The sequence below is a fragment of the Pseudomonas sp. A-R-19 genome, from assembly GCF_019956575.1.
GTDB lineage: Bacteria > Pseudomonadota > Gammaproteobacteria > Pseudomonadales > Pseudomonadaceae > Aquipseudomonas.
The window spans coordinates 13,959-37,450 of sequence record NZ_JAHBDR010000011.1; the positions used below are offsets into that span (position 1 = coordinate 13,959).

Genomic DNA, 23,492 nt, shown 5'->3' on the forward strand with positions numbered 1-23,492 from the left:
GTGCAGTTCTCTCTTCAGCATAAGCAAAGGCATCAGGCTACCTCACACAGGGCCGTCGGATCGATGGAAAGCGCCAGGCGCTGCCCATCGGGATGCAGGTCGGCCGCCGAGCGGTTCAGCACATCCACCACCAATTCCACGCCCCGGGCTTCGACCCGGTAGCGGATTACGTTGCCTAACAGGCTGTGGCTGCGTACCTGCGCGTCCAGTTCGCCGTTGAGGCTCAGCTCGATGGCCTCGGGGCGAATGGCGATGCGCTTGCTGATGGGCCGCTGCAGCAGCTTCGAGGCGCTGTCGGCGTCCAGCAGGTTGTAGTTGCCGATGAACCCGGCAGCGAACACATCCACCGGCGCAGTGTAGAGGGTTTCGGCGTCGCCACTTTGTACGATCTTTCCCTGATTCATGAGGAAAATCCGGTCAGACATGGTCAGGGCTTCTTCCTGATCGTGTGTGACGAAAATCGTGGTCAAGCCCAGTTCGCGCTGGATCTGACGGATCTGCTCGCGCAGATGCTTGCGGATCCGCGCGTCCAGCGCCGACAGCGGTTCATCCAGCAGCAACAGGCGTGGCCGCGTGACCAGGGAGCGGGCGAGGGCGACGCGTTGGCATTGGCCACCGGACAGCTGATGGGGATAGCGCGACGCGAAGTCGTTCAGCTCCACCAGCTTCAACACCTCGGCGACACGCTTCTGGCTGTCGTCGGCGTTGACTTTCTGCATGCGCAAGCCGAAAGCGACGTTCTGTTCCACGCTCATGTTGGGGAACAGGGCATAGCTCTGGAACACCATGCCGATCCCGCGTTTCTGCGGGCTCAGGGGCACGATGTCCTGGCTGTCGAGGAGGATCTTGCCGCCATCCACCGAAGTCAGGCCGGCGATGCAGCGCAGCAGGGTGGACTTGCCGCAGCCGGAGGGGCCGAGCAGGGTGACGAACTCGCCTTTCTGGATTTCGCAATTGATGTCGCTGAACACCGTGGTGCCCGCATAGTCTTTTTTAAGGTGTTGGACGCTGACGAAGCTCATTGGCTTTTGTCCTTGTTCAAGATGTTGGCAGCCCAGGTCAGGACCAGCACAAACAAGAAGTAGGAAATCACCAGCGCACTGGTGAAATGACCGCTGCTGTTGCGCATGTTGTTGAGGTAGACCTGCAGGGTTTCGTAGCGGGTGCCGACCAGGATGTTGGCGAACACGAACTCACCGAACAGGAACGAGAACGACAGCAGCAATGCCACCATCAGGCCCTTGCGCAGGTTCGGCAGCACCACCAGGAAGGCGGCTTGAAAGGTGCTGGCGCCGAGCAACTGGGCGGCGTCCATCAGGTCGCGCAGGTTGATCGCTTGCAGGTTGTTGGTGATCGCCCGGTACATGAACGGCAGCGCCACGGTGAAGTAGCAACCGATCAGGATCCACGGCGTACCGACCATGGCGAACGGTCCGGAACCATAGAGCTGCAGCAGCCCCACCGACGACACCACCGGTGGCACGGCGAAGGGCAGCAGGATCAGGATGTTCATCAACGCGTCGAGTTTCGGGAAGTGGTAATGCACCACGAACAGCAGCGGCAGAATCAGCACCACCGCCAGGATCAATGCGCCGACACACACCAACAGCGATTGGCCGAAAGCGCTCAGGAAGCGCGGATCGCTCCACAGCTGCGCGTACCATTTGATACTGAAACCGCTGGGCAGAATGGTTGCCGACCAACTGCTGGAAATCGAGTAGATAAAGGTGCCGAGCAGCGGCAGCAACATTATGGCAAACAGCAGGTAAACCACCACACGATGGTAGATGCCAGCGGGCCCCAGTTCAGCGCGAGACATGGTAGCTCCTCTTCAACAGCAGTTGATGCACGATGGTCACCAGCGTCATCAACGCCACCAGTACCACGGCCAGGGCACTGGCCAGATTCGGGTCCAGGGAAATGTCGCCCGAGACCATCGCTGCGATCCGGATCGTCAGCACGTTGAAGTTGCCGGTGGTCAGGGCGTACACCGTGGCGTAGGCGCCGAGGGCGTTGGCCAGCAGGATCACGAAGGTGCCGAGCAGCGCCGGGGTCAGTACCGGCAGACCGATGTGCCGCCAGAACTGCCAACCATTGGCGCCGAGCAGCTCGGCGGACTCGCGCCAGTCTTCGCGCAAGGCATCGAAGGCCGGGTACAGCAGCAGCACGCCGAGGGGAATCTGGAAGTAGGTGTAGAGAATGATCAGCCCGGTTTTCGAATACAGGTTGAAGTCCTGAATGATCCCGGCCTGTTTGAGCATGATGGTGAAGCTGCCGTTGAAACCCAGCAAAATGATGAAGGCAAAGGCCAAAGGCACGCCGGAAAAGTTGCTGGTCATGTTGGCGAAGGCGTTGACGAAGTTGCGCAGCTTCGAATCGACCTGACGCAGGGAGTAAGCGCCGAGTACCGCGATGATGATGCCGAACACGCTGGACCAGAAACTGATCTCGAGGCTGTACTGGATCGCTTGCAGGTAAAACTTCGAGCTGAAGATCTTGCTGAAATTGGCCAGGCCCCAGCCGAACTCTTCCGATTGCAGGCTGTTGATCATCACCCAGGTCAGCGGTGCGATTTCGAACACGATGAAGAACAGAGCGAACGGGACCAGGCACAGGGCAGCGAGCCATTTACTGCGGGTCATGGCATTCACTTGAGCAACTCCCGGCAGACCGGTTTGTCGTGGGGCACGCCCAGCAACGCGCAGACGGTCCCGCAGATATCGGTCTGTTTCGGCGCGGCGTCGGCGTCGAAGCTGAATGCGTCACCGAGAACGAACAACGGCACTTCGCGTTCTTCTTGCAGCAGGCCGTTGTGGGAGCGGTCGTTGTTCATGCCGTGGTCGGCGGTGACCAGCACCTGATAACCGGCATCGAGCCAGCCTTGCAGGTAGTCGGCCAGGATAATGTCGGCCGAGCGGGCGCTGTTGCGGTATTGCGGGGTGTCGAGGCCGTGCTTGTGCCCGGCATCGTCGATGTTCATCGGGTGGATCAACAGGAAGTTCGGCGCATGGCGCAAACGCAGGTTTTCGGCGTCGGCGAACAGGTGTGAATCCGGATAGTGGTCGTTCCAGTAGAAATGCCCGTGCTGGATCGGCAGTTGCGGGTCATCGGTGTGACGATCCCGGGCCGCCACGAAGGGTGAGCGGTTGTACAGCTCGCTGACCCAGTGATAGGCCGCCGCCGCAGTGACAAGACCTGCGTCGGTGGCGTAGTGATAGATGCTGCGCTGGTTGGACAGGCGCGAGACGTTGTTGTGGACAATCCCGCTGTCGATGGGCGCGACGCCGGTCAGGATGCATTCGTACAGCGGACGGGACAGGGCCGGCAACTCGCACTCCAGTTTGTAGAGTGCGGCACGTCCTGCACCGACGTAAGCCTGAAGGTGCCCCATGGCGTGGCGGGCAACCTCGTAGTTGAGGCCGTCGAGCACGACAAGGATGACGTTGTGCTTCATAGGGGCAAAACTCCGTGAAACAGATGATTCAAGTACGCAACCAATCCCTTGTGGGAGCGGGCTTGCTCGCGAATGCGGATTGACATTCAACATTGATGTCGACTGACACACCGCTTTCGCGAGCAAGCCCGCTCCCACATTTGGATCGCCATCAGATCCCGAGAAGAGGATCTACCCGGTTATTGCATATTGATGATGACTTCTTCCTGCCACTTCTGAGGAAGGGCCTTGGAAGTCTTTTCCCACGCATCCGCGTCCTTGATCGGCGTCACTTTCTTGTACTGCTCATTAGGCAGCAGCTTGGCCTGCACCTCGGCTGGCAGGGTCAGGTGTTCGGCGCGGATCGGACGGGCGTTGCCCTTGGCCAGGTTGATCTGGCCGGCGTCGCTGAAGATGTATTCGCGGGTCAGCTTGGCGGCGTTCGGGTTTTTCGCGTACTTGTTGATGATGGTGGTGTAGCCGGAAATTACCGAGCCGTCGGACGGGATCAGCACCACGTAGTCATCCGGATTGGCCATCTTGGCCTTGTAGCTCAGGCCGTTGAAGTCCCAGACCACGCCGACTTCGATCTCGCCTTTTTCCATGGCACCAATGACCGGGTTGGACATCGACAGGCGGCCCTGCTTGGCGATGTCGGCGAACAGATCCAGAGCAGGCTTGAGGTTCTTCTCGTCGCCACCATTGGCCAGTGCCGCGGCCAGTACGCCGTTCGCAGCCTGGGCAGCAGTGCTTACGTCACCGATGGAAACCTTGTACTTGCCGGTCTTGAGGTCAGCCCATTTGGTCGGCACTTCGGAACCGTGCAGCAACTTCTTGTTGACGATGAAAGCGATGGTGCCGGTGTAGGCCAGCGCCCAGTTGCCGTCCTTGTCCTTGGCCCAGGCTGGAACCTGGTCCCAGGTGGAGGGCTTGTAAGGCTGGACCACGCCTTGCTTGACCGCGATCGGGCCGAAAGCGGCACCGACGTCGCCGATGTCGGCGCTGGCGTTGTCTTTTTCCGCGGCGAACTTGGCGATCTCCTGGGCCGAGCTCATGTCGGTGTCGATGTGCTTGAGGCCGTACTTGTCGCTCAGGTCTTTCCAGGTGCCGGCCCAGTTGGCCCAGTCATCGGGCATGCCGACGCTGTTGACGGCGCCTTCCGCTTTCGCAGCGGCTTCCAGGGTTTTCAGATCGGTGTCGGCCGCCATGGCGGCGGTGCACATTGCAATGGTCGAGCCTAACAGTGATGCCAGGAAAAACTGTTTCATTCCGAAGCTCCTTGGGTCGTGTTCAACGCTGCGATTGCGGTTTGTGTTGGTCTAGGTCAGCAATACCTGAGCCAATTTAAGGGGGCTGGATGACACTTTGATGTCGTTCGTCGCCCGGAATGACTAATTGTTCGGCGGTATCGCCAGTGGCCTGCTAAGCGTAGACCATGGTCAAGGCCCCAGCTGGCAAGGGAGATGGCCGATGAATTGCAAGTCGTTGGAGGGCGAGAGCGGCGACCGTTGGGCGCCTTTGTCACACCTCGGTCATCTGCACTGCCTACGCTTGCAGGCTATTGAGTGAACCGGTTTACGCTGCGGTTCCGCCCTGAATTGGTGCTGGTCTAGTCCAGATAGGAAACATTGATGCGTGACGAGGCAACAAAAGCGGTGACCGCCATCGGCCAGGTGCTTCAGGAACAGATCGATCACGGACTGTTGGCTCCCGGCAGCAAATTGCCGGCCGAGCGCAAGCTCAGTGAGTTGTTCGGCACCACACGAATCACTTTGCGTGAGGCGTTGTTGCAGCTGGAGTCACAGGGGCAGATCTACCGCGAGGAGCGTCGCGGCTGGTTCGTCTCGCCGCCACGCCTGGCCTACAACCTGATGCAGCGCAGCCACTTTCACGCGATGGTCAGCGCCCAGGGGCGGGAGCCGTCCACCGAGGTGATTTCGGCGCGATTGCAACCGGCATCGGCGGCGGTCTGTGCCTGGCTGCAATTGCCGGCGTTGTCGAGCGTGATCCAGATCTGCCGTTCACGGCGCATCGACGGGCGACTGGTGCTGTATGTGGAGCACTATCTGAACCCGCAGTACTTTCCAGGGATCCTTGATTTCGATTTGAATCAGTCGATCACCGAGCTGTATGCGCGGCATTACGATTTGCACTACGGGCGGGTGCGTTTCGAGATTGTGCCCACGGCGTTGTCGGTGGATGCGGCGGCGGCGTTGAAGGTGTCCGTGGGTAGCCCGGGCTTGCGGATTGCCCGGGTCAACTATGACCAGCATGAACGGTTGATCGACTGCGACCTGGAGTTCTGGCGGCATGATGCGATTCATGTGAGTGTGGATGTGGTCTAGCGTCCGACCTTCCTGTAGGAGCGAGCTTGCTCGCGAAAAACCCATATGCACCGCTGGGCATCTGAATTTACGCGTTATCGTTCATGACCTTCGCGAGCAAGCTCGCTCCTACACGGGCCCCTCATTCTGTGGGCCACCACCAGCGGTGATCACCTGGATACTCATCCGCGGTGTCGCCAGATCCAGTCCGGCTTCATCCATGTGCCGCTTGAGCGACAGGTTGAACGCTCGCGACACTTCCCACTGCTTGATTGGCGCGGTCTTGAAGCGGGCGCGAAGGATTGCGTTGCCCGACTCGAAACTTTCCACTCCCTGGAACTCCAGCGGCGACCAGATATTGCGCCGTTGCAGCGGATCGGTGCGCATTTTCTGGGCAACTTCGCGCATCAGTTTGATGGCGTTGTCGATGTCCATGCTGGCGGGCACCGCGACCCGGAAGATCGCGTAGCCGAATTCCCGGGAGTAGTTCTTGATGCTCTTGATTTCGCTGAACGGGATGGTGTGGACGATGCCGTCGATGTCCCGCAGGCGCACGGTACGGATGGTCAGGCCCTCGACCGTACCGAGGTGGCCGCCGACATCCACGTAGTCGTCGATGGCCAGGGAGTCTTCGATGATGATGAACAGCCCGGTAATCAGGTCGGCGACCAATGACTGCGCACCAAAGCCGATGGCCAGGCCGATCACGCCGGCACCGGCCAGCAGTGGCGTGACGTTCATGCCCATGTTCGCCAGGGCGACAATGAGCGCGATGATAAAAATCGCGATGAACAGCACATTGCGGATCAGCGGCATCATCGTCTGTGCGCGGGCATTGGCCAGGCCTTTGCGCGAGCGGGTCAGGGCGTGGTGCACGGCGGTATCGCTGAGAATCCAGATCAGCCAGGCGAACAGCAGCGTGCCGGCAAGGCTGAACAGCTTGACGCTGACTTCGTGGCCGTCGCCTTCGGTAAAGCGGATCAACGACATGCCCCAGACACGCAAGCCAAGCTCGATGAAAGCCAGCCACACCATCAAGTGGACGATGGTGTAGAAGAAGTTTTTCAGTCGTTCCGAATACACGGCATAACGCCGGATGCCGCGCTGGGGTTTGAGGGCGTGGCGGCGTACCAGGCCGTTGATGACCATGCACAACACCAGCAAGACGGTACAGATCAGCGACTGGCGCAGGGCGGTGCTGGTGTCGCCGGCGGAAATGAACGTCGCGAACAGGGAAATAGCCACCAGCACCAGCGCCGGTACGTACCAGAAGGTGCCGAGAATCGACAGGGTGTCGTTGAGGGCGCGGCGGGTCAGGCGCCGGGACAGCGGTTGATTGCGGATCAGGTGGGCGATCGGCCGACGGAAGCGCAGGATGAACCGGCCGGTGGACAGCGCTGCCAGGACATTGGCGACGGTCGCGGCGGTATGGGCCAGATGGCTGCCGAGGCTGTTGACCAATTGCGGATCGCTCAGCGCTTCGCCAAACGCGGCGAAGCTACCGATCAGCCACAGTGGCCGAAACGCCTGGTGCCGCAGGATGTACAAGGCGCGGTGGCGGTGTGGGCCGTCGAGCAGGGAAAAGGCAATCACGCAGATGGCCGAGAAGCAGGTGCCGACCACCAGTGCATAGGCCAGCACCATGGCCAGGCTTTTGCCCAGGGACGAGGGCAGGGCGTAGCTCATGTAGACCGTGATCACCAGGGCGATCAGCCATGGCCCGAGCTTGCGCAAGGCAAAGCGCAACATGTCCAGGGCCCGAGGGTGCTGCGGCAGTTCTTCGGTCAGGCCGAAACGCATCCGCACGCGGTGGCTGATCCAGATCAGGGCGGCGGCCAGCAGGCTCCAGACCATCAGGATCATGGCGAAGGCGAACAGCATGGGCAGCCATTCATTGGCCGGCAGCGCCAGGGCCGTTAACTCTTCCTGGGCCTGATCGAACTCGCTGGACCAGCGCGTGAGCGGACTGTCGTCGCCGGAAAATTTCTTCTCGAGAGTGGCCAGGGTTCCGCCAATCAAGCCCAGCACGCCTTCTTCGGTAATTGGCTGGGCCTTTTTGGTGGCGTCGCGGAGCTTTTTCAGGTCGGCCAGCAGCTTGGTGCGTTGCTGATCGTTCTCCAGTGACTTGATCACTTCGTCCAGGGATTGCCCCAGCGGTTCCTGTGCTTCGGGTTGCGCCTTGGTCTGGCCACTGAGAAGGCCTGGCAGGCCGGCCGCCTGGGCAGGCGCCACTGCCAGCAGCGTCATCAGGCAGACCAGGAAAATACACGGGAGGGCAAAAAGACGAGCGAGCACTAGGCGGTCAACCTCACAAGGAGCGGATCGACCGAGTGTACGAGCCCGTCAAAATCAATGCGAGCCAAGGGTGATGAATTATTCGTTGAGTTTGGCGAGGATCTTGATCACCACGGTCGCGAGAATGGTCAGCATGCCGATCCACATGGCGAACACACCGGCATTTTTATCGCGAAAGTTGAAGCCGACGGCCAGCAGGAGCATCCCGGCGAGAATCGGGATCAGCATGGCGTGAAAGGTAGACATCGAAATCATGGAGACAGCCTTGTCGAGGGGTACTTGAAGTCTAGGTCGCTTTTGATGCGGCCGGTGTGATGTGTATCAATGCTGTATGGGCAACGAGCTTTTGTGGCGAGGGGGCTTGCCCCCGTTGGGCTGCGCAGCAGCCCCAAGCATTTCTGTCAGACGGACTGCATCAGCAGAATTTGCGACCGCTTCGCGGTCTTACGGGGGCAAGCCCCCTCGCCACATGTCCCTCATTGCATCGGATTTACGGCAACTCGCGGCAGGCGTAGAACGCGCTCAACACCTTGACCAGGTGCGCCAGGTCATGGCTGCCGCACAGTTCGCGGATCGAGTGCATGGCGAACGTCGGCAAGCCGATGTCCACGGTGCGTACGCCCAGGTGGCTGGCGGTGATCGGGCCGATGGTCGAACCACAGCCCATGTCGCTGCGCACCACGAAACTCTGCACCGGCACCTCTTCAGCCATGCACAGGTGACGGAAGAACCCGGCGGTTTCGCTGTTGGTGGCGTAGCGCTGGTTGCTGTTGACCTTGATCACCGGGCCGGCGTTGAGTTTCGGACCGTGGTTGGCGTCGTGCTTGTCGGCGTAGTTCGGATGCACGCCGTGGGCGTTGTCCGCCGAAACCAGCAGGGATTTCTGAATGGTGCGTACGAATTCATCACCTTCAGGCAACAGACGGCGCAGGGTTTGTTCAAGCATCGGGCCGTCGGCACCGCAGGCCGAGCAGGAACCAACCTCTTCGTGGTCGTTGCAGACCAGCACGCAGGTTTCGTCGGTGTCGGCCGTCAGCAGCGCTTGCAAGCCGGCGTAGCACGACAGCAGGTTGTCCAGGCGCGCGCCGGCGATGAAGTCGCCATGCAGGCCGATGACCGCAGCGCTTTGGGTGTCGTAGAAACTCAGCTCGTAATCGAGCACCACGTCAGCGTTCAGGCCGTGTTCGCGGGCCAGTTGATCGGTGAGCACGGCGCGGAAGTCCACGCGCTCGTCACCGGCAAATTGCGCGAGGATCGGCGGCAGTTCGGTCTGGGCGTTGATGGCCCAGCCCATGTTGGCTTCACGGTTGAGGTGAATCGCCAGGTTCGGAATGATCGCGACCGGTGCCTTGAAGTCAATTAACTGGCTCTCGACCTTACCATCACGACGGAAGGTTACGCGGCCCGCCAGGGACAGGTCACGGTCGAACCACGGCGCCAGCAGCGCGCCGCCATAGACTTCGACGCCCAGTTGCCAGAAACCCTGGCGTTGCAGTTCCGGTTGCGGCTTGACCCGCAAGCACGGGCTGTCGGTGTGGGCGCCGACCAGGCGAATGCCGCCATGCAACGGTGAATGGCGACCCATCTTGATCGCGACAATCGAAGAGTCGTTGCGGGTGACGTAGTAGCGACCGTTGGCTTCGGTATTCCACGGCTCGCGCTCGTCGAGGCGCTGATAGCCCGCCGCTTCCAGGCGCTGAACGAGGCTGGCGGTGGCATGGAACGGGGTAGGGGAGGCCTTGAGGAAATCGATCAGGCCTTGGTTCAACTCTTCGCGCATAAAGTAGCTCCAGACAGCAATGGCGCCAGTTTAACGTATTGGTCAGGGAATTGGCGTGGGACTGCTGGTGGGGAGGGCCCCGGTATCGAACCTGTAGGAGCGAACCTGCTCGCGATGGTCGTCAACGATAACGCGGGGAGCCTGGCGCCCCGCGGCGTTCTCGGGCTCATCGCTGGCAAGCCAGCTCCTACAGGGGGAGTGTATGGACCTCAGAACGGTGCCGGGCACTCGAAGCGCAGGCGTTCGCCGGTCTGCGGATGGGTAAAGCTGAGCATGCTCGCGTGCAGGCACAGGCGAGGCCAGGCGGCCAGCGCCTGCTCGTGAGCGTAGAGCCCGTCGCCCAACAATGGATGACCAATCGAGAGCATGTGCACGCGCAACTGGTGGGAACGGCCGGTGATCGGTGTCAGTTCCACACGGCACCAGTCGCCGCAACGTTCGAGCACTTGCCAGAAGGTCAGCGCGTGCTTGCCGAATTCGTGATCGACCACATGCCGTGGCTTGGTCGGCGGGTCGTAGCGCAAGGGCAGGTCGATGCTGCCGCTGTCCAGTTCCGGCTGGCCCCAGCACAGGGCGGTGTAGGCCTTTTCGGTTTCCCGGTCGTGAAATTGCCGGGACAGCTCGCGATGAGTGTCCGGATCGCGGGCCAGCAGGATGATGCCGGAAGTTTCCCAGTCCAGGCGGTGGACGATTCGCGCTTCCGGGTAGCCGTTTTCCTGCAGGCGGGTAATCAGGCAGTCCTTGTTGTCATCGGCCCGGCCAGGGACGGAGAGCAACAGGGTCGGTTTGTTCACCACCAGTACGGCGGCATCCTGATGGATGATGTGGATGTTGGACAACGGCATTAAAACAGCCTCGTAACAAACGCCAACGGCGGCTCGATCATTCTCACGCCCCTCATTGCAGGGGCCGGCTTGCTGGCGATGCAGGCAACGCGGTCTGACTGTTACAACGCGTTGAAGCTATCGCTGGCAAGCCAGCTCCTACAGGGAGTGCGTTTCGAATGATCGAGCCGCCGTGGCTCCTGGCGGATCGACTCAGCGATCAGGCAGGGTGATATTGAGTTCCAGAATCGAGCAGCTGCCCTGGCTTTCCAGTGCGACATGCACGTCATCGGACCCGATATTGACGTACTTGCGGATCACCTCGACCAGTTCCTTCTGCAAGGCTGGCAGGTAGTCCGGGGTGCTGCGTTGGCCGCGTTCGTGCGCCACGATGATCTGTAGACGCTCTTTCGCTACCGACGCGGTGCTTTGCTTTTTGTTGGCACGAAAGAAGTCAAAAAGGTTCATTGCTTAGTTGCCTCCAAACAGGCGCTCGAAGAATCCCTTCTTCTGTACATCGAGGAATCGATGATCCACGGTCTTGCCCAGCAGGCGGTCAACGGTATCGCTGTAGGCCTGACCGGCATCGCTCTGGTCGTCGAGAATCACCGGAACACCCTGGTTGGATGCCTTGAGCACCGCCTGGGATTCAGGGATCACGCCGAGCAGGGCCACCGAAAGGATTTCCTTGACGTCTTCTACGCCGAGCATTTCGCCTTTGCTCACACGTTCCGGGTGATAACGGGTAATCAGCAGGTGTTCCTTGATCGGGTCTTCGCCGCGTTCGGCACGACGGGACTTGCTGGCCAGAAGGCCGAGCATGCGATCGGAGTCACGTACCGAGGAGACTTCCGGGTTGGTCACGACGATCGCTTCATCGGCGAAGTACATGGCCAGGTGGGCGCCTTTCTCGATGCCCGCCGGAGAGTCGCAGACCACGAATTCGAAGTCTTCCTTCAGGGCCATCAGGACTTTTTCCACGCCTTCGACGGTCAGCGCGTCTTTGTCGCGGGTCTGGCTGGCGGCCAGTACGTAGAGGTTTTCCAGGCGCTTGTCTTTGATCAGGGCCTGTTGCAGGTTGGCTTCGCCGTTGACCACGTTGACGAAGTCATACACTACGCGGCGCTCGCAACCCATGATCAGGTCGAGGTTACGCAAGCCCACGTCGAAGTCGACGATCACTGTTTTGTGGCCGCGCAGAGCGAGGCCGGTACCGATAGCGGCGCTGGTGGTGGTCTTACCCACACCACCCTTGCCGGATGTAACCACGAGAATCTTGGCCAAGGTGTTTCACCCCTAAGGAAGAAGGACTTTCCAGCCCCTGAAAAACATCTCCTGAAAACTACTGCAGTCGGACAGCCTTGGCTGGAATTCGGTTTTGAGCGGCGTTTACCCCCGGTAAACACTGCTTTCGGCCTTTTTCCTACTTCGTTTGAGCCGTTTTCGCTACGTTTTAGAGATGCTTGGAAAATGCGGCAGTATCCGTTAAAGCCGAATGATGTTCAACACGTCGCCGGACAGGCTGACCTGCACACCCGAACCCCATAGCGGGTCGCGGCGCAGATCTTCGGAAACCTTGTAATGTCCGGCGATGGAAATCAGTTCAGCACTCATTTGCTGACAGAAAATCCGCGCCTTGGTGTCGCCCTTGACGCCGGCCAACACGCGACCACGCATCGGGCCGTATACATGGATGTTGCCATCGGCGAGAAGTTCCGCCCCCGGGCTGACCGAGGAGATCACCACCAGATCGCAGCCCTGGGCATAAATCTGCTGGCCACCGCGTACTGGCGAAGTGATGATTTTCGTCGGCTTGATGGTTGGCTCGGGCGGTTTTTCCGGTTTTTTCTTCGGTTCGCCTTCGGTCAGGTCCAGTGGACGCTCGCGGGCACCGGACGGTGGCAGCACCGGCAAGTCGACCGCAATGGCGGCGGCGATGTCTTCGATGCGGCTGGCGCGGATCGCCAGGGTGCGCAGGCCGTGCTGGCGGCACACGCGCATCAGGCCGGGCAGATCGACCGCGCCTTCGTTGGCCGGGAGTTTGTCCAGGGCCAGTACCAGCGGCGCGTTGCTGAAGAAGTTGGGCGCCTGGGCGACCTTGGCGGCCAGTTGCCGATCAAGGCTTTCGAGGTCGTTACGGGCCAGTTCCAGCACCGTAATGGCCAGCATGCTGCCCTTCAACTGGAACACGGGATCTTGGTCTAGCGGTTCGGTTTGGCTCATGGTCGGCATACAACGACTTGTCACTAAAAGTGCCGAGACTTATAACGAGAACGCCCGCAGGCCGCAAGCCGGGTCGAACGATGTAGAATGCGCGGCCATTGTCATTCCGGAAGCATTAATGGACCGCCCGCGTTTTCGAAAAGCATTTCTATCTCCACGTTTCTGGCCGCTGTGGTGTGGCCTGGGGCTGTTGTGGCTGATCGTCCAGTTGCCGTATCCGGCACTGCTGTGGGTCGGTCGTGTCCTGGGTTCCTTGATGTATCGCGTGGCCGGCGACAGACGGCGCATTGCCAAGCGCAACCTGGAGCTGTGTTTTCCTGAAAAGACCGCCGCCGAACGCAAACGCCTGCTCAAGGAAAACTTCGCCTCCACCGGCATCGCTTTTTTCGAGATGGCGATGAGCTGGTGGTGGTCGCGCAAACGCCTGGCGAATCTCGCTCACGTTGAAGGGCTGGAATATCTGCAGCAGGCCCAGCGTGAAGGCAAGGGCGTGATCCTGATGGCGCTGCATTTCACGACACTGGAAATCGGTGCGGCATTGCTCGGCCAGCAGCACACCATCGACGGCATGTACCGCGAGCACAAGAATCCGCTGTTTGACTACATCCAGCGCCAGGGCCGCGAGCGGCATAACCTCGACTCGCTGGCGGTGGAGCGCGAAGACGTGCGCGGCATGCTCAAGTTGCTGCGTTCGGGCCGGGCGATCTGGTACGCACCGGATCAGGACTACGGCGCCAAGCAGAGTATTTTCGTGCCGCTGTTCGGCATCCAGGCCGCGACCGTCACCGCCACGAGCAAGTTTGCACGGCTGGGCAAGGCGCTGGTGGTGCCGTTCACCCAGGAGCGTCTGGCGGACGGCAGCGGGTATCGCCTGGTAATCCATGCGCCGCTCGAAGGCTTCCCCGGTGAAACCGAGGAAGACGACTGCATTCGCATCAACCAATGGATCGAAAGCGTGCTGCGCGAGTATCCCGAGCAATACCTGTGGGCCCACCGCCGCTTCAAGAGCCGCCCGCCGGGCGAGCCGAAGCTGTACGCCAAACGTCGTTGAATCCCGATACAGGGGAATGGGGCGAAACAACGAAATCCCGTCAAGCACCATGGAGAGTTGCGAATGAATCCAAGCGAACCGGTTACAGGGTTGATTCTTTCCGGTGGCGGGGCTCGTGCGGCCTATCAGGTTGGGGTTTTGGCGGCGATCGCCGAATTGCTGCCACCGGGGGCGAGCAACCCGTTTCCGGTGATCGTCGGCACGTCGGCGGGCGCGATCAACGCCGTCAGCCTCGCCAGCGGGGCAATGGACTTTCGTAACGCCATCGAACGCCTGACGGCCTTCTGGCAGGGCTTTCGCAGTCATCTGGTATTGCGTAGCGACTGGCCAGGGGTGATCCGCCAGGCCAGCCGCTTTGTCAGCCACAGTTTGCTCGGCATCGGCAGGCACATGCCGGTGGCGCTGCTCAACAGTTCGCCGCTGCGGGATTTACTCAACGACAAGCTGCACATGGGCGGCATCGACGAAGCGATCGCACAGAAGCAATTGCACGCGGTGGCGGTCACGGCGTTCGGCTATGAGTCCGGCCAGGCCGTTACCTTCTATCAGGGCGGCGGCAAGATCGATGCCTGGTTGCGCCATCGACGCATCGGCGTTCCCACCCGTTTGTCCGTTGAACATTTGCTCGCCAGTTCGGCGATTCCGCTGCTGTTCGCCCCGGTGAAAATCGGCGAAGAGTATTTCGGTGATGGCGCGGTGCGCCAATCGGCTCCGATCAGTCCGGCGCTGCATCTGGGCGCCAGCCGGGTGCTGGTGGTGGGCGTCAGCGGCAACCCCCGTGGATTCGACCCGCAACAACCCTTGCAGCGCAGCTACACCGGTCAGCAGCCGACCCTGGCGCAGATCGGCGGGCACATGCTCAACAGTACGTTCATTGACAGCCTGGAAAGCGACATTGAACTGTTGCAGCGCCTGAACCAGTTCAGTCACCTGATGCCCGACGGCACGCCGACCCGGGCATTGGGCGTGGCGCCAGTGGATGTACTGGTGATTTCACCAAGCCAGCCGATCGACGAGATTGCCGCGCGCCATCGCCAGGAGCTGCCGGCGGCATTGCGCCTGTTTTTGCGCGGGCCGGGTGCGACCAAGACCAGCGGGGCGGGGGTGTTGAGCTATCTGCTGTTCGAGTCGGGGTATTGCAGCGAATTGATCGAACTGGGGCGGCGGGATGCGTTGGCCAAGCGCGGGGAGTTGAGCCGGTTTCTCGGGTTGGAGGAACCTGTGGTTTCGGCTTGAGATAGGCGGTCTGTAGGAGCGAGCTTGCTCGCGATGGACGTTAACGATGACGCTGGGAGCCTGACACCCCGTGGCGCTCTCTGGTCCATCGCGAGCAAGCTCGCTCCTACATGATCAGAAGTGAACCTTGACCAGGAAACTGGTCACGCTCTGATCAGTTTTAAAGCCCTGGCTGTCTTCAATGCCGTACTTGTTTTTCCAGTAGTCATACTCGACACCGACGTACAACTGCTTGGCACCCAGGTTCAGCGCCTTGCCCAAGTCGTATTTGACCTGCGGATTGAAGTGCAGGTTGGCGTGGTATTCGCCTTTTTTGTTCACGTCGTTGTCGACGACCCAGTCCATGAAGCCGTCGATCAGCACATCCGAGCCGCCCACCGGGATGGTGTAGGACCAGACCGGCGTGACCTGCCAGATGTTGTCGCCCGGGCGGTCGCCTTCGGTGTGGCGGTTATAGAAGTTCAACTGGAAGTAGTCGAAGCCCGGGATGGCCAGGTCGAAGCCTGGGCCGATCAGGTACGACTCGGTGTCGTCTTCACCGAACTCGTAGGTCATGGCCAGCAGGACGTCCTTGATCGGGCCTAATTCGAACTTTTGGTCGAAGATCTTGTTGAACGACAGGCGCGGGCTGAGCTCGCCGTAGTGGCTGTTCTTGCCCGCGAAGGCGTCTTCCTTGCCGTTGTAGAAGATCTTGTCGATGAAGAAGAAGTTGTCGCCGTACTTCCAGCCATCGGCGTGTTCGAAGGTCACCGTCTGCTGGATGCGCGGGTTGACCTGGAAGTCCTTGCCATACAGGTAGCTCAGGCTGTTGTTCTGCCACTGCAGCAAATCGCCGGCCATGGCCTGGCCCCCGGCCAGCATCGATCCCGCCAGCATCAGGCTAGTGCACGTACGTTTCATTCGGTTGCTCCCAAAAAGTAGGTGGTTCCACGTTATTTTTTTAAGATCGGCGCTCTGGTGTGGCGCCTGTTTCTGAAGCGGTAAAAAATCATCCATTCGGTCAGCTTTAGTGCTGTTAGCAATAGCTGGGCCAAGGCTTTCAAAAAGCAAAAAAACTCCCGTTCGGCAGCTCAAGAGCGGTCGATTGAGAGGGGTTTTGGAGTGCCTTGGTGCCTGCCAGAGCCGGGATAAGTTGGCCTGCTGGTCAGGTTTTACATCCGGGCTTTTTTTTAAACCGGATTCGGGCGGCCGCGGAGAATACTGACTCCTCGGCCAGGTCTCAAGTGCTCCGCAACGGCGCACCGACGACAGGTGTGGGGCACGGTTGCGGGGCAGCATCAGAAATGCACCTTCACCAGCAGGCTGGTGGTGTTTTCATTGGTGTCGAACTTGCCGCTGTTTTCGATGCCGTACTTGTCTTTCCAGTAGCTGTATTCGATGCCGGCGTACACCTGTTTCTCCCGCCAGCCCAGGGCCTTGCCCAAGTCGTATTTGACCTGCGGGTTGAAGTGCAGGTTGGCGTGATAGGTGCCATGGGCGTTCTGGTCGTTATCCACCACCCAGTCGATGTAGCCGTCGATCAACAGGTTCGAGTTGCCCAATGGCAGGGTGTAGGACCAGGCCGGCGTGATCTGCCAGACATCATCGCCAGGACGCGAGCCTTCGGTCTGGCGGTAATAGAAGTTCAAGGTGAAAAAGTTGAAGCCTGGCACCGAGAGATCGAAACCGGGGCCGATCAGGTAGGCCTCGGTATCGTCCTCGCCGTTCTCGTAGGTCATGGCCAGCAGCACGTCCTTGATCGGGCCGAATTCGAAACGGCGGTCGAGGATCTTGCCGAGGGAGAGGCGTGGGCTGAACTCGCCGTAGTAGGCGTGGACGCCTTTGTTGCGGTCTTTCTCGCCGTTGTAGTAGGTGCTGTCGATGAACATGAAATTGTCGCCGTACTTCCAGCGGTCGGCGTGTTCGAAGGTGATCGTCTGCTGGATGTGCGGGTTGACCACGAAATCCTTGCCGTACAGGTAACTCAGGCTGTTGGTCTGCCACAGCAGTAAATCGCCGGCCATGGCTTGACTTGCGGCCAGCAGGCCGCCACTCAACAGCAAGTTGGTTTGTGTCCGAATCATCTGTTGCTCCCTCTTGTTTTTATTTTTCTGTGGCGAGGGGGCTTGCCCCCGTTGGGGCGCGGAGCGGCCCCTGACGTCCCTTCAGACAGATCGAATTGATTGAATTTACGGCTGCTTCGCAGCCGAACGGGGGCAAGCCCCCTCGCCACAAAAGCCCTTTCACAGGTCCATCAATGCGTGTGAGCCTGGCAGTCGTTGATGGCCGCGCGTTCAGCGCCGCCAAGGATGTTGAACAGCAGGTTCAGCGTCAGCGCGCTGAGGGTGGCCATGGCGATGCCGCTGTGGGTGATCGGGCTCATCCACACGGGCAGGTGGGCGAAAAACTCCGGGCGCACCACCGGGATCAGGCCCATACCAATGCTCACCGCCACCAGTAACTGGTTGCGACGGTCACCGATGTCGGCTTCCTGGAGAATCTTGATCCCGGTGGCGGCGACCATGCCGAACATCGCGATGGCCGCGCCGCCCAGTACCGCTGGCGGAATCGAGGCCACCAGGAACGCGGCCTTGGGCAGCAGGCTCAGGACGATCAGCAAGCCGCCGGCAACGATGGTCACCGAGCGGCAGCGCACGCCGGTCATCTGCACCAGGCCGATGTTCTGGGCGAAGGAGGAGTGGGTGAAGGTGTTGAAGAACCCGGCGAAGAACGAGGCGCCGGCGTCGCACAGCAAGCCGCGACGCAGCATCCGTGGGCAGACTTCCTGACCGGTGATCTTGCCCAGGGCGAGGAACATCCCGGTGGACTCGACGAAAATGATCACCACCACCAGGCACATCGACAGGATTGGCGCGAGTTCGAATTTCGGCATGCCGAAGTGCAGCGGGGTGACGAATTGCAGCCATGGCGCCTGAGCCATGCCGCTGAGGTCGACCATGCCGAGCAGGCCGCAGAGCACGTAGCCCAGGCACATGCCGATCAGCACGGAAATATTGACCCAGAAGCCGCGCATGAAGCGGTGCACCAGCAAGATGGTGCCCAATACCAGTGCGGCGATGGTCAGGTAGATCGGTGAACCGAATTGAGTGGCGCCAGCACCGCCGCCGGCCCAGTTGACGGCCACGGGGAACAGCGACAAACCGATCGAGGTGATGACCGTGCCGGTCACCAGAGGTGGGAAGAAGCGCACGACCTTGGACATGAACGGGGCGATGAGCATGCCGAAGAACCCGGCGGCGATGGTCGCGCCGAAGATCCCTTGCAGGCCGATACCGGGCATGCCGGCCATGGCGACCATGCTGCCGACGGCAGCGAAACTGGCACCCATCATCACCGGCATGCGAATGCCCATGGGGCCGATGCCGAGGGACTGGACGATGGTGGCGATGCCGGCGACCAGCAGGTCGGCGTTGATCAGGAAGGCGATTTCTTCACGACTCAGGCCAGCGGCCTGTCCGATGATCAGCGGTACCGCGATGGCACCACCGTACATCAGCAGAACATGTTGCAAACCGACCAGGATCAGTTGCAAGAGGGGTAAACGCTGAATGGCGGGTGCGTCGGGGATGCGCGCTTTGGAGAGCTCGGACATGCAACACCTCGGATCTTTTTATTCTTGTGATTTTTCGTATCAGGCAACCGCTGCGCGGTTGATCGCCAGCAAGCCGGCTCCTACAGGTTTTGGGTCGGTCGCATCATTTGTGAACGACATAAATCCGTAGGAGCCGGCTTGCTGGCGATGCTTTTCAACGATTAATTGGTCTGGGCTCCCTGCACAATCCAGGCACCGATCAGGTCACGTTCCTGCTGGGTCATCTGTGTGATGTTGCCCAGTGGCATGATCTGGCTGGTGACGGCTTGTGCCTGAATCCGCGGTGCGTTCTGGCGGATCTGCTCGGGGGTGTCGAACATCACACCGGCAGGGGCCGCACTGAACAGCGGGCTGGTTGGCTTGGCCGAGTGGCAAACCGCGCAACGCTCCTGAATCACGCTGTGCACTTTGTCAAAGCCAGGGCCTGCGTTGGACGCTTGCGCCGGAGCGGCGACTGGCGTTTCTGCAGGTTTGGCTTCAGCCGGTTTCAAACCACCGCCCACTGCTGTTTCCGGCAGCGGCTGGTATTCGATCTTCGCGGGGGCCTTGGCCACTTCCGGGTTGTTCAGCGGCGCAGGGCCGGTGACGTAGGCCAGGCTGATCATGCCGACGGCTGCGACTGGAAGCGTCCAGGCAAACTTGTGGCTGTCGTGACGGGTGTTGAAGTAGTGACGCACCAACACCGCCAGTACCGCGATCCCGGCCAGGATCAACCAGTTGTACTGGCTGCCGTAGGTGCTCGGGAAGTGGTTGCTGATCATGATGAACAGCACTGGCAAGGTGAAGTAGTTGTTGTGACGCGAACGCAGCAGGCCCTTGGCCGGCAGTGCCGGGTCCGGCGTGCGGTTCTCGGCGATCGCCGCCACCAGTGCGCGTTGCGCCGGCATGATGATGCGGAACACGTTGCCGACCATGATGGTGCCGATGATCGCGCCGACGTGCAGGTACGCCCCCCGACCGCTGAACACCTTGCTGAAGCCATACGCCGCGCCGATGATCAGGACGAACAGGATGCCGCCGAGCAGGGCAGGGCGTTTGCCCAGGGCCGAGTCACACAGGAAGGAGTAGACGAACCAGCCGATGAACAGCGAGCCAATACCGATGGCCACGCCTTCAGGACCGCTCAGGGTGCTGCCCGGAGCCAGCAGGTAGAGCGTCGGGTTGGAGTAGAACACCACGCACAGCAGCGCGATACCCGACATCCAGGTGAAGTAGGCTTCCCATTTGAACCAGTGCAGGTTGTCCGGCATGGTCGGTGGAGCCAGTTTGTATTTTTCCAGGTGGTAGATACCGCCGCCGTGGATCGCCCACAAATCACCGGCCAGACCGCTTTTCGGGTTGACCCGATTGAGGTTGTTTTCCAGCCAGACGAAATAGAACGACGCACCGATCCAGGCCACGCCAGTAATCATATGAACCCAGCGCACGCTCAGGTTCAGCCATTCCAACAGATGTGCTTCCACAGTCTTTACCTCTCGCCTGTCACTCTGTTGTCGAGTGATCAGACCTTCTCTTATTGGTGGGGGGCGAGGATCAAACGCTCATCCTCTTTGAAAAAATGCTCATCGCAGTTATTGCCTGTGCCACTGCGATCAACCACCAGGAAGTCATCCCGCTTTTCGATCGTCAGCACCGGGTGGTGCCAAACGCCGCGATGGTAATTAATGCCCTGCCTGCCGTTGGTGACGAAGGCGCGGACCAAGCCTGATACAGGTTCATCGCCAAGTGGCGCGACCACGATCAGAAAGGGGTTGCCGAGCAGCGGAATGAAAGCCTGGCTGCCCAGCGGATGGCGCTCCAGCATGCTGACGGTCAGCGGCATGTCCTGCGCGTCGGCGCGGAAGATGCTGATGATCGCGTTGTCCTCTGGCGTTGCAGTTTCGACCACAGCCAGTTTGTGGAAGCGCATGGTCGAACCGTTGTTGATCATGAAGTGATCGCTGCCGTCGGTTTCGATCACGTCACCGAAAGGGGCGAAGGCTTCTTTGGTCAGCGGTTCAATCGTCAGTGTGCGCATGCTGTTCTTCTTAATCTCAAATGTGTTGGGGTGTTGCTCTTGTAGGAGCCGGCTTGCTGGCGATAGCGACCTCGCTGACGCCATCGCCAGCAAGCCGGCTCCTACAGGGTTTTCATCGGTGCTTATTTAGCGACCTTGCCCAAAACGCGCAGGCGGCTCACACCACCATCCGGGAACACGTTCAGGCGGATGTGGGTGATCGGGCCCAGTGCCTTGATCTGCTCGGCGAAGGTGTGTTCGGCGTGCATTTCCAGTTTTTGTGCTGGCAGCAGTTCGCGCCAGAACAGCGACTGGGTTTCGATCTGGCTGTCGGTACCGCCCTTCACGAACGCGCCCTGGATCGAGCAAGTGTCCGGGTAGTTGCCCTTGAAGTGCAGGGTGTCGACGATGACTTTCTCGACTTCGCCGGCATGACCCAGCGCGACGATCACCCAGTCATTGCCCGGGGTACGACGACGCGCGGTTTCCCAACCGTCGCCCATATTGATGCCACGGCCCGGGTTGAGGATGTTGCTCATGCGGCCGAAGTGTTCGTCGGAGCAGGCAAGGGCGCGGCCACCGTTGAGGGCGGAGGCCAGGTCGACTTGCTCGTTGTCGCCGGTAGCCGACCAGTCGCGGAACGGCACACCGTACACGCGCAGACGAGCCACGCCGCCATCCGGGTAGATGTTGAAGCGCAGGTGGCTGAAGGCCTGGTCGTTGTTGATTTCGTGGTAGTGGTGGCTGTTGCCTTGCAGCTCGACGGCGGACAGTACTTCAACCCACTGGGTGTTTTCGGTCGGCTCGCCTTCGGCCAGGAAGCAGGCTTCCAGGGATGCCGACGGCGGGAAGTTGCCGGTGAAGAATGAAGTGTCGATGTCGACGCCCTTGATCGAACCCGGTACGCCCAGGCGGATCACGGCGCTGTCGAAGCCTTCGAAGCGCTTGCGGCGCGATTCCCAGCCGTCCATCCACTTGCCGTTGTCATCGAACACGCCCTCCTTCCATACGGCCGGGGTCGGTTGGAACAGACGATTGGCGTCTGCGAACCAGTCATCGGTGACCGAGATGATTTTGGTGCCCAGGCGGGCATCGGCCAGGTTGACGAACTTCTCGAAAGGTACGGCGTAAGCTTTCATTCTTCTTGTCTGCCTTTAAATAAGTGGCTTGGGATGCTCTCGGGGCCCTGGGCGGGTTCGGCGTTCTTGAACGTGCTCGGGCCAGGATCGCTATAGGGTCAGTAATCGGAACAGGGCGATCTTGTTGATCTCCGCCAGCGCGCACTTGAATTCGGTGTCGACCGAGTTGTGGATGCGCGTTTCGAACGCTGCGAGGATCTGATGCCGGTTGCTGCCTTTTACCGCCATGATGAAGGGAAACTTGAACTTGGCTTTGTAGGCGTCGTTCAGCTCGGTGAAGCGCTGGAACTCTTCGGCCGTGCATTGGTGAATACCGGCGCCAGCCTGTTCATTGGTGCTGGCTTCGGTCAACTGGCCCTGGACGGCGGCTTTGCCGGCCAGGTCCGGGTGAGCATTGATCAAAGCCAGCTGGCTTTCGTGATCGGCGCTCAACAGGATGTCGCTCATGCGCTGGTGCAGGGTTTCGATCTCGTCGATCGAAGCGTCCTGGCCCAGGTCGAAGGCCTTCTCGGCCACCCATGGCGAATGTTCGTAGATGTCGGCGAAAGCGGCGACGAAGGCGTCGCGGCTCAGGCTCGATGGCTTGAGGGTTTGAAAGGTGCTCATTTGGCAGCCCCTGTGTACGGGTGGGTTTCTTGCCAGTGGCGAGCGATGTCGACGCGACGGCTGAACCACACCTGTTCATGACTTTTAGCGTATTCGATAAAGCGCTTGAGCGAAGCCAGACGCGCCGGACGGCCGATCAGGCGGCAATGCAGGCCGATCGACAGCATCTTCGGTGCTTCGGCGCCCTCGGCGTAGAGCACGTCGAACGCATCCTTGAGGTATTCGAAGAAGTCGTCGCCCTTGTTGAAACCCTGGACCTGGGTGAAGCGCATGTCGTTGGTGTCCAGGGTGTACGGGATCACCAGGTGCGGCTTGCCGGTCGGGTTGTTCGGTTCCCAGTAGGGCAGGTCGTCGTCGTAGGTATCGCAGTCGTAGAGGAAACCGCCTTCTTCCATCACCAGGCGACGGGTGTTCGGGCCGGTGCGGCCGGTGTACCAGCCCAGCGGGCGTTCGCCGGTGATTTCGGTGAGGATGCGGATCGCTTCGAGCATGTGCTCGCGTTCCTGGGCTTCGTCCATGTACTGGTAGTCGATCCAGCGATAGCCGTGGCTGCAGATCTCGTGGCCGGCATCGACCATGGCGCGGATCACGTCCGGGTGACGCTGTGCGGCCATGGCCACGGCGAAGATGGTCAGCGGAATGTCGAATTCCTTGAACAGCTTGAGGATCCGCCACACGCCGGCACGGCTGCCATACTCGTAAAGGGATTCCATGCTCATGTTGCGCGCGCCTTGCAGCGGCTGGGCGGAAACCATTTCCGAGAGGAAGGCTTCGGACTCTTTGTCGCCGTGCAGGATGTTGCGCTCGCCGCCTTCTTCGTAATTGAGTACGAACGACAGGGCGATGCGGGCATTGCCCGGCCAGTGTGGATGAGGAGGGTTACTGCCGTAACCGACCAGGTCGCGTGGGTAGTCAGCGCTCACTGCAGGCTTCCTTCTTGTTCGATGATGACGGTTGGTGTGACGCAGCTGAAAATTGGATGGCAGGCTGGCG

General features: G+C 60.4%; 23 protein-coding genes. 3 read left to right on the plus strand and 20 right to left on the minus strand.

All coding sequences use genetic code 11. The features are described from left to right. Nucleotides 1–32: 32 nt before the first annotated feature. From KGA88_RS00345 to KGA88_RS00365, 5 genes are all read right to left on the minus strand, one after another. Complete coding sequence (locus KGA88_RS00345) at nt 33–1,022, minus strand: ABC transporter ATP-binding protein (protein ID WP_160390139.1); 990 nt, start codon at nt 1,020–1,022, stop codon at nt 33–35. Then, nucleotides 1,019–1,819, minus strand: coding sequence for an ABC transporter permease (locus KGA88_RS00350; protein ID WP_160390138.1), 801 nt, complete (start codon nt 1,817–1,819; stop codon nt 1,019–1,021). The genes KGA88_RS00345 and KGA88_RS00350 overlap by 4 nt, the downstream gene beginning before the upstream one ends. After that, complete coding sequence (locus tag KGA88_RS00355; RefSeq protein WP_181432028.1) at nt 1,806–2,642, minus strand: ABC transporter permease; 837 nt, start codon at nt 2,640–2,642, stop codon at nt 1,806–1,808. The genes KGA88_RS00350 and KGA88_RS00355 overlap by 14 nt, the downstream gene beginning before the upstream one ends. A 5-nt stretch (nt 2,643–2,647) precedes the next feature. After that, complete coding sequence (locus KGA88_RS00360) at nt 2,648–3,454, minus strand: alkaline phosphatase family protein (protein WP_223588154.1); 807 nt, start codon at nt 3,452–3,454, stop codon at nt 2,648–2,650. Nucleotides 3,455–3,633: 179 nt separating this feature from the next. Further along, nucleotides 3,634–4,701: an ABC transporter substrate-binding protein gene (locus KGA88_RS00365; RefSeq protein WP_110662181.1), complete on the minus strand. Its 1,068-nt coding sequence runs from the start codon at nt 4,699–4,701 to the stop codon at nt 3,634–3,636. Between the two features lie 363 nt (nt 4,702–5,064). Between KGA88_RS00365 and phnR the strand changes: the two genes are divergently transcribed. After that, nucleotides 5,065–5,778, plus strand: a complete 714-nt coding sequence (phnR, locus tag KGA88_RS00370) for a phosphonate utilization transcriptional regulator PhnR (RefSeq protein ID WP_110662182.1) — start codon at nt 5,065–5,067, stop codon at nt 5,776–5,778. Between the two features lie 108 nt (nt 5,779–5,886). On the opposite strand, the gene KGA88_RS00375 is transcribed toward phnR, so the two are convergent. The 7 genes from KGA88_RS00375 to minC all read right to left on the minus strand — a co-directional run bounded on the left by KGA88_RS00375 (nt 5,887) and on the right by minC (nt 12,879). Beyond that, a complete protein-coding gene (locus KGA88_RS00375) occupies nt 5,887–8,004 on the minus strand; it encodes a mechanosensitive ion channel domain-containing protein (RefSeq protein WP_223588158.1) in 2,118 nt (705 codons plus the stop codon). Between the two features lie 126 nt (nt 8,005–8,130). After that, nucleotides 8,131–8,307: a hypothetical protein gene (locus KGA88_RS00380; protein WP_008048365.1), complete on the minus strand. Its 177-nt coding sequence runs from the start codon at nt 8,305–8,307 to the stop codon at nt 8,131–8,133. 235 nt (nt 8,308–8,542) lie between these two features. Then, entirely contained in the window at nt 8,543–9,832 is a 1,290-nt protein-coding gene (locus KGA88_RS00385) for a M18 family aminopeptidase (RefSeq protein WP_007974949.1), read from the minus strand. A gap of 209 nt (nt 9,833–10,041) precedes the next feature. Then, nucleotides 10,042–10,677, minus strand: a complete 636-nt coding sequence (locus tag KGA88_RS00390) for an RluA family pseudouridine synthase (protein WP_223588161.1) — start codon at nt 10,675–10,677, stop codon at nt 10,042–10,044. A 192-nt stretch (nt 10,678–10,869) separates the two neighbouring features. Further along, complete coding sequence (gene minE, locus KGA88_RS00395; RefSeq protein ID WP_007974947.1) at nt 10,870–11,124, minus strand: cell division topological specificity factor MinE; 255 nt, start codon at nt 11,122–11,124, stop codon at nt 10,870–10,872. A 3-nt stretch (nt 11,125–11,127) separates the two neighbouring features. Continuing rightward, a complete protein-coding gene (gene minD / locus KGA88_RS00400; RefSeq protein ID WP_223588164.1) occupies nt 11,128–11,940 on the minus strand; it encodes a septum site-determining protein MinD in 813 nt (270 codons plus the stop codon). Between the two features lie 201 nt (nt 11,941–12,141). Continuing rightward, complete coding sequence (gene minC, locus KGA88_RS00405; protein ID WP_046037759.1) at nt 12,142–12,879, minus strand: septum site-determining protein MinC; 738 nt, start codon at nt 12,877–12,879, stop codon at nt 12,142–12,144. 118 nt (nt 12,880–12,997) lie between these two features. On the opposite strand from minC, the gene KGA88_RS00410 reads away from it, so the two are divergent. Together KGA88_RS00410 and KGA88_RS00415 are read left to right on the plus strand one after the other, a co-directional pair. Then, nucleotides 12,998–13,930, plus strand: a complete 933-nt coding sequence (locus KGA88_RS00410; RefSeq protein ID WP_223588166.1) for a lipid A biosynthesis lauroyl acyltransferase — start codon at nt 12,998–13,000, stop codon at nt 13,928–13,930. Between the two features lie 63 nt (nt 13,931–13,993). Continuing rightward, a complete protein-coding gene (locus KGA88_RS00415) occupies nt 13,994–15,166 on the plus strand; it encodes a patatin-like phospholipase family protein (RefSeq protein WP_223588168.1) in 1,173 nt (390 codons plus the stop codon). A 114-nt stretch (nt 15,167–15,280) separates the two neighbouring features. On the opposite strand, the gene KGA88_RS00425 is transcribed toward KGA88_RS00415, so the two are convergent. From KGA88_RS00425 to puuE, 8 genes are all read right to left on the minus strand, one after another. Further along, nucleotides 15,281–16,066 carry an outer membrane protein OmpK gene (locus KGA88_RS00425; protein ID WP_110661893.1) on the minus strand — a complete coding sequence of 262 codons (786 nt, stop codon included), beginning with the start codon at nt 16,064–16,066 and terminating at the stop codon, nt 15,281–15,283. A 377-nt stretch (nt 16,067–16,443) separates the two neighbouring features. Beyond that, nucleotides 16,444–17,229 (minus strand): outer membrane protein OmpK, encoded by a 786-nt coding sequence (locus tag KGA88_RS00430; protein ID WP_223588171.1) that lies wholly within the window; start codon nt 17,227–17,229, stop codon nt 16,444–16,446. 170 nt (nt 17,230–17,399) lie between these two features. Then, nucleotides 17,400–18,758: a nucleobase:cation symporter-2 family protein gene (locus tag KGA88_RS00435; RefSeq protein ID WP_223588173.1), complete on the minus strand. Its 1,359-nt coding sequence runs from the start codon at nt 18,756–18,758 to the stop codon at nt 17,400–17,402. A gap of 161 nt (nt 18,759–18,919) precedes the next feature. Then, nucleotides 18,920–20,221 carry a urate hydroxylase PuuD gene (locus KGA88_RS00440; protein ID WP_223588175.1) on the minus strand — a complete coding sequence of 434 codons (1,302 nt, stop codon included), beginning with the start codon at nt 20,219–20,221 and terminating at the stop codon, nt 18,920–18,922. Between the two features lie 50 nt (nt 20,222–20,271). Then, entirely contained in the window at nt 20,272–20,775 is a 504-nt protein-coding gene (locus KGA88_RS00445; RefSeq protein WP_085723223.1) for an ureidoglycolate lyase, read from the minus strand. Nucleotides 20,776–20,897: 122 nt separating this feature from the next. Further along, nucleotides 20,898–21,893, minus strand: coding sequence for an allantoicase (alc, locus tag KGA88_RS00450; protein ID WP_110660462.1), 996 nt, complete (start codon nt 21,891–21,893; stop codon nt 20,898–20,900). Between the two features lie 90 nt (nt 21,894–21,983). Then, nucleotides 21,984–22,499 (minus strand): 2-oxo-4-hydroxy-4-carboxy-5-ureidoimidazoline decarboxylase, encoded by a 516-nt coding sequence (uraD, locus tag KGA88_RS00455; protein ID WP_223588178.1) that lies wholly within the window; start codon nt 22,497–22,499, stop codon nt 21,984–21,986. Continuing rightward, nucleotides 22,496–23,422: an allantoinase PuuE gene (gene puuE, locus KGA88_RS00460; RefSeq protein ID WP_108218982.1), complete on the minus strand. Its 927-nt coding sequence runs from the start codon at nt 23,420–23,422 to the stop codon at nt 22,496–22,498. The genes uraD and puuE overlap by 4 nt, the downstream gene beginning before the upstream one ends. Nucleotides 23,423–23,492: the final 70 nt, after the last annotated feature.

Bases quoted from the DNA above. Each gene is read 5' to 3' on its own strand.
- KGA88_RS00345 (WP_160390139.1), bottom strand. From the start codon at position 1,022: ATGAGCTTCGTCAGCGTCCAACACCTTAAAAAAGACTATGCGGGCACC.
- KGA88_RS00350 (WP_160390138.1), bottom strand. From the start codon at position 1,819: ATGTCTCGCGCTGAACTGGGGCCCGCTGGCATCTACCATCGTGTGGTG.
- KGA88_RS00355 (WP_181432028.1), bottom strand. From the start codon at position 2,642: ATGACCCGCAGTAAATGGCTCGCTGCCCTGTGCCTGGTCCCGTTCGCT.
- KGA88_RS00360 (WP_223588154.1), bottom strand. From the start codon at position 3,454: ATGAAGCACAACGTCATCCTTGTCGTGCTCGACGGCCTCAACTACGAG.
- KGA88_RS00365 (WP_110662181.1), bottom strand. From the start codon at position 4,701: ATGAAACAGTTTTTCCTGGCATCACTGTTAGGCTCGACCATTGCAATG.
- phnR (WP_110662182.1), top strand. From the start codon at position 5,065: ATGCGTGACGAGGCAACAAAAGCGGTGACCGCCATCGGCCAGGTGCTT.
- KGA88_RS00375 (WP_223588158.1), bottom strand. From the start codon at position 8,004: ATGACGCTGCTGGCAGTGGCGCCTGCCCAGGCGGCCGGCCTGCCAGGC.
- KGA88_RS00380 (WP_008048365.1), bottom strand. From the start codon at position 8,307: ATGATTTCGATGTCTACCTTTCACGCCATGCTGATCCCGATTCTCGCC.
- KGA88_RS00385 (WP_007974949.1), bottom strand. From the start codon at position 9,832: ATGCGCGAAGAGTTGAACCAAGGCCTGATCGATTTCCTCAAGGCCTCC.
- KGA88_RS00390 (WP_223588161.1), bottom strand. From the start codon at position 10,677: ATGCCGTTGTCCAACATCCACATCATCCATCAGGATGCCGCCGTACTG.
- minE (WP_007974947.1), bottom strand. From the start codon at position 11,124: ATGAACCTTTTTGACTTCTTTCGTGCCAACAAAAAGCAAAGCACCGCG.
- minC (WP_046037759.1), bottom strand. From the start codon at position 12,879: ATGAGCCAAACCGAACCGCTAGACCAAGATCCCGTGTTCCAGTTGAAG.
- KGA88_RS00410 (WP_223588166.1), top strand. From the start codon at position 12,998: ATGGACCGCCCGCGTTTTCGAAAAGCATTTCTATCTCCACGTTTCTGG.
- KGA88_RS00415 (WP_223588168.1), top strand. From the start codon at position 13,994: ATGAATCCAAGCGAACCGGTTACAGGGTTGATTCTTTCCGGTGGCGGG.
- KGA88_RS00425 (WP_110661893.1), bottom strand. From the start codon at position 16,066: ATGAAACGTACGTGCACTAGCCTGATGCTGGCGGGATCGATGCTGGCC.
- KGA88_RS00430 (WP_223588171.1), bottom strand. From the start codon at position 17,229: ATGATTCGGACACAAACCAACTTGCTGTTGAGTGGCGGCCTGCTGGCC.
- KGA88_RS00435 (WP_223588173.1), bottom strand. From the start codon at position 18,758: ATGTCCGAGCTCTCCAAAGCGCGCATCCCCGACGCACCCGCCATTCAG.
- KGA88_RS00445 (WP_085723223.1), bottom strand. From the start codon at position 20,775: ATGCGCACACTGACGATTGAACCGCTGACCAAAGAAGCCTTCGCCCCT.
- alc (WP_110660462.1), bottom strand. From the start codon at position 21,893: ATGAAAGCTTACGCCGTACCTTTCGAGAAGTTCGTCAACCTGGCCGAT.
- uraD (WP_223588178.1), bottom strand. From the start codon at position 22,499: ATGAGCACCTTTCAAACCCTCAAGCCATCGAGCCTGAGCCGCGACGCC.